General features: G+C 49.9%; 4 protein-coding genes and 2 pseudogenes. 5 read left to right on the plus strand and 1 reads right to left on the minus strand.

The window, feature by feature from the left end:
• From ERD80_RS22705 to ERD80_RS20890, 4 genes and pseudogenes are all read left to right on the plus strand, one after another.
• Positions 1-554 (plus strand): annotated as a pseudogene (locus ERD80_RS22705) (hypothetical protein); the annotation flags it as partial.
• Complete coding sequence (locus tag ERD80_RS20880; protein ID WP_058785612.1) at positions 514-783, plus strand: hypothetical protein; 270 nt, start codon at positions 514-516, stop codon at positions 781-783. The pseudogene ERD80_RS22705 and the gene ERD80_RS20880, both read left to right, overlap by 41 nt.
• 87 nt (positions 784-870) lie before the next feature.
• Positions 871-1,095, plus strand: a pseudogene (locus ERD80_RS22710) (RHS repeat-associated core domain-containing protein); the annotation flags it as partial.
• A 445-nt stretch (positions 1,096-1,540) separates the two neighbouring features.
• Positions 1,541-1,861: a hypothetical protein gene (locus ERD80_RS20890; protein WP_058771506.1), complete on the plus strand. Its 321-nt coding sequence runs from the start codon at positions 1,541-1,543 to the stop codon at positions 1,859-1,861.
• A gap of 154 nt (positions 1,862-2,015) precedes the next feature.
• Here ERD80_RS20890 and ERD80_RS20895 read toward each other — a convergent pair whose 3' ends face one another.
• Positions 2,016-2,690, minus strand: a complete 675-nt coding sequence (locus ERD80_RS20895; RefSeq protein ID WP_021506808.1) for a YtjB family periplasmic protein — start codon at positions 2,688-2,690, stop codon at positions 2,016-2,018.
• 107 nt (positions 2,691-2,797) lie between these two features.
• Between ERD80_RS20895 and serB the strand changes: the two genes are divergently transcribed.
• The coding region (gene serB, locus ERD80_RS20900) for a phosphoserine phosphatase (RefSeq protein ID WP_136548396.1) at positions 2,798-3,618 on the plus strand (821 nt) is incomplete at its 3' end.

The following is a 3,618-nucleotide window of genomic DNA, read 5'->3' on the forward strand; positions in this document are numbered from 1 at the left end:
CGCAGCAGGACCCGATAGAACTGGCGGGTGGGCTGAACCTGTATGCTTATGCACCGAATGCGTTCAGCTGGATAGATCCGCTGGGGTTGAGTAAGTGTTCAGGCGATGGCCGATCGGATCCTTATAGAGGTGCAAAAGATGCATCTGCATACCTTCGTTCCATGGGGGTGAATAAGGCGCAGAGAAAACAAGTAATTGATTCCTTCGATTTAGATACCTTATCCGTTCAAAAAGCTGGGAATAATCAATTTAGAACTCGCTTTCATGATTATGGAAAAACTGCCAGAGCTGAAGGTAAATATGTTTTTGAGACATTTACACCTCAGACGAACAAGGCTGGTTTGGCATTACCTCATGAATGGAATGGTATGACTGGAATCAAACAATGGCAGATAAAACCAGGGACAACGATGATAATAGGTAAAGCTGCACCGCAATTTGAGTATGGTGATCAATATAGGGAGGAGCAGAACAGATTTTTGTTCTTCAGCCTTGGAAATATGGATCTTTATTATGATTACTTCTTTCGAATTTTTATTAAAAAACGTCCTTAAAAAGGTACTTGATGCTATAAGTCGGCATGAGCGTAACGAAACAGCACCTCTTTCAGTCCAGGCATTGATGCAGGTAAAAAAAGAACTGGAAGAGATGATAAAGGTAATGGATTCAAAGGCTTATATGCCTGGTTATGCACATTTTATTTTAGATTGGCCAGATGAAGATGGACTGATAGAGGAATTAGTCGATGTTCCCTATCAGTATGAGAAAATAAGGAAGTATTAAAATAAGCCGGAAGCGATCTGAATGATCCTTCCGGCTTTTTTCTCTTTAGCCGCCCGCTGTCAGGATCAGTAATCCCTTTCCACCTTCTCTCATCAGCAACTGCCCGGCTACGACCAGAACCTGCGTATGCAGGGCCAGTACCTGGACCGTGAAACCGGACTGCACTACAATCTGTTTCGTTACTACGACCCGGACAGTGCGCGGTTTACGCAGCAGGACCCGATAGGGCTGGCGGGTGGGCTGAATCTGTACCAGTATGCGCCGAATGCGCTGGGGTGGGTGGATCCATTAGGCCTAAGCAGGTGCAAGGGCGATTATAAATATGATATGGTTAATAACCCTGGCCCACTTGCTAAATTAAGAAATAATCCAGCTGCAAATTTTGCAGGTGGTAAATATAATAAGAATATCTTAAAAGAAGATCTTGTTTTATATCGAGCAGGAAAGGCTGGCGGTGGGAAAAATGCTTTTGGCCAGTGGTTCACGAGAGACCCTGCTGAGTCAGCAGCAAAAGTTCGTGTTGATTTAGCTGTTAAACCTCAATGGATTGATAACGAAGGGGTATTAACTGGTACTTCTCCTTTAAAATCTGTATACAAAGTTTTAATACCTAAAGGAACAACTATATACGAGGGGCCAGTGGGTTATCAGGGAGGCTCTTATTTTGGTGGTCAAAATGTTACTCAGATATTTGTTGAGCAGCCTTGGCAACTGGCAGGGGTTAAGATAATGGATAGCTGGCCTTTAAGGTAGTGATATGCATAGTAAGATATTGTCAGAAGATCTATTAAATGAATTTAAAAAGTTGAGAGACATTCTCATAAGTGAGAAGGAAATTAACTGGATTCGCGGTGTCGAGTCAATAATAGAAAAACTAGAATGGTCTAATGATAACAGATGTGATGACCCAGAATGTTTTTTTTACAGTGCTTGTGACACATGGAAAACGATGGATAAAGGAAATGGTTCTTTTTCTGAATATTTTATATGGCGGGATGATTTTGATGAAAGAGTCCGGTTAAATAAAATATATCAAAAGATAAAGGATAACATATGGAATATTGTGAATAACAATTAACTCTAAGCCGGAAGCGATCTCAATGATCCTCCCGGCTTTTCTCTTTAGCCGCCCGCCGTCAGGATCATGCAGCCGCCTCTATCCTGACTGTCATCGCCTGACCGGTGTTAAACCTCGTTTCAGCAAGCGATCAGACCGCACTGCCCCAATGAACTCAACCCTCTTTCCTCTCCGTCTCCACACTCTCCGCCGCCGTCTCTTCCTCTTTATCCTCTTTCACCGTTCTGCTGGCCGTCAGCAGGAACGGGGATTGCTGCCAGCGGGTGCGGCGGTCGCGCAGCAGGGTACGGGTCAGGATAATGCCGATCGCCAGCGCCAGCAGCATCATCAGGCGCAGAATATTGGTGGTGTTATCCACCTGACGCGATTCCGTCACCAGCACATGCGTATCCAGCGTGATACGCAGAAAACCCTGCGGACCCTCTTTCCCTTCCAGCGGCTGGACAATCTGATGATTGAAATAGCTACCGGCACGTTTACCGTCGAGCGCCAGGCGGTCGCGCACATTAATGCTCTCACCGCTGTGGGCCACCAGGCTACCGTCGTCGGCATAGACCGAAGCGTCCAGCACGCGGCTGTTATCCGTCATCTGATTCAGGATGGCTTCAATCTGCGTGCGGTTATCGTCGCTGTTATCCATGAGCGGTTTCAGGCTGAACGCCACCTGGCGCGTCAGCGTGTGCGCCAGTTCCTCGACCTGCTCGGAACGGGCCATCTGATGGCCAAGACTAAACCATGACGCGCCCTGCATCAGCACCACTAACAGCGCCAGCGAGATAAGAACGATCACCGTGCGATGCAGGCGAAATTTCAGTGCGGTTTTGACCATCAGAAACCCGTGTGACGTAACAGCAGAAAGGCTGGCAATTATGTTGCCAGAACCCGCGCAGACAAGGTAGCCTCTTGCGTGGTTTTGTTGTCCCTACAGGAGCTGTAATGCCAAATCGTCTTACCTGGTGCGATCTGCCCGCCGATGTCTCTCTTTGGCCGGGTTTACCCCTTTCCCTGAGCGGTGATGAAGTGATGCCGCTGGATTACCGTGCCGGTCGGACTGGCTGGTTACTGTATGGGCGCGGGCTCGATAAACAAAAACTGACCGATTATCAGCATCAGCTGGGCGCGGCGATGGTGATCGTCAGCGCGTGGAATGTCGATGAGTATCAGGTAATCCGGCTGGCGGGCTCGCTGACACCGCGTGCCAGCAAGCTGGCGCATGAGGCTGGCTTTGATGTGGCGCCGCTTGGCAAAATTCCCCATCTGAAAACGCCAGGGCTGCTGGTAATGGACATGGATTCCACCGCCATCCAGATCGAGTGCATCGATGAGATCGCCAAACTGGCGGGCTGCGGCGAGCAGGTGGCGGAAGTGACGGAGCGCGCGATGCGCGGCGAGCTGGATTTTAAAGCCAGTCTGCGTGAGCGCGTGGCGAAGCTGGCTGGCGCTGACGCCAACATCCTGAAGCAGGTGCGCGACACGCTGCCGCTGATGCCGGGCCTGACCACTCTGGTGCACAAGTTGCAGGCGCTGGGCTGGCAGGTGGCGATTGCCTCGGGCGGGTTCACCTTCTATGCCGATCACCTGCGGCAGACGCTGCATCTGGCCGCTGCGGTGGCCAACGAACTGGAAATGCGTGACGGTAAGCTGACCGGCGAAGTGCTGGGGCAAATCGTCGACGCGCAATTTAAAGCCGATACCCTGAACAGTCTGGCCCAGCGCTTTGACATCGCACCGGAACAAACCGTGGCGATTGGCGATGG

This window comes from Pantoea sp. R102, from assembly GCF_004916815.1.
GTDB classification, from domain to species: Bacteria; Pseudomonadota; Gammaproteobacteria; order Enterobacterales; family Enterobacteriaceae; genus Pantoea; species Pantoea dispersa.